The following is a 1108-nucleotide window of genomic DNA, read 5'->3' as shown; positions in this document are numbered from 1 at the left end:
GGCACGCTGTTCAAAGCCTTGCCTAAAAGGCTTTTAATTCCAGCTGAATCCTGCATCTTCAAGTATCACGGGTATAACAACAGCATTGTTGCTGCATCGCAGAATCTTTGTTGTTAAAGCCTGCTACGTTTAACATTAATCGGCTAATGAACTCTGGTTCAACGCCAGCTTCATCGAGGGTTTCCATATATCGGTCAAGCGCATTTAATCTTAATGTGTCAAAATCGAGACCAATTTCTTCAGGACCAAAGGTACCGCATTCCACATTCATTTCACTGCATAGGGAATCACACCCATTACGGATTAAATTATAAACTTGTGGCAATACTCTATCATTGACTTCATTTAACTTTTCATAGGTCAGTAATTTATTTTTATTCAGATTATCCTTGAGGTAATTGACTCCAGATTCAACGTGCTCTAGTTCATCTGCTAGAATGCGGCTTGTTACTTTTGCGGTGATATTATCCACTTCAGAACCTTCACCAGACATGGTTTGGTAGAGTACAATCGCCATACTTTCTAAGACGATTTCCTGAGCGAGAAAGCAACTCATATAATCATTGTTGTTGGCTTTTTCTTTGATAAAAGCAAGAATATTTTTCCATTCAGGTTCGATAATACGATTTACAAACGGAACATTTAGCTGTTTAGCTAATTTTTCTAACATATCTGCATGCATTAATTCTTCTTGGCCTTCTTTTAGAAGTGTCTTCATTTCAAACCTATTTTCGGTCAGAAGGGACATTTGAGCGTATGCTTTTGCCGCGACAATTTCTCCTGCAATTGCACTGGAAATTAAGTAGCCAATTAAATGACGATATTTTTTTTTAGACAGTAATTGTTGGGATAAATTTGCATCAAGCTCTGATGTATGCATTTCAACCTCCCTTTAGACTATTTTGGTACTTAAGGACTTATTTAAATGCTGACACTTAAAAAGTATGAAGATACTATACATTAAAATAATCTAAGAAACTCACATCTCCATTCCTTTTCATACTCACTTTCATATGACCTGGTCAACTGAATTGGGGTTTTGCGCCCATTTCAGCGAAAAGTCCAAAGTGGCTCTGTAAGCCTCATTCCACAAGGCATTCGAAGCCCC

General features: G+C 37.6%; 1 protein-coding gene. It reads right to left on the bottom strand.

The genetic code is table 11. From position 1 onward, the window contains the following. Positions 1-58 precede the first annotated feature (58 nt). Entirely contained in the window at positions 59-880 is an 822-nt protein-coding gene (locus tag Q0791_RS24875; protein ID WP_299011949.1) for a ferritin-like domain-containing protein, read from the bottom strand. Positions 881-1108 lie beyond the last annotated feature (228 nt).

The sequence above is a fragment of the uncultured Shewanella sp. genome (assembly GCF_947495455.1).
Taxonomy (GTDB): domain Bacteria; phylum Pseudomonadota; class Gammaproteobacteria; order Enterobacterales; family Shewanellaceae; genus Shewanella.
Note: the sequence above shows the minus strand (reverse complement) of the source record. Positions and strands in the feature narration are given on the sequence as shown.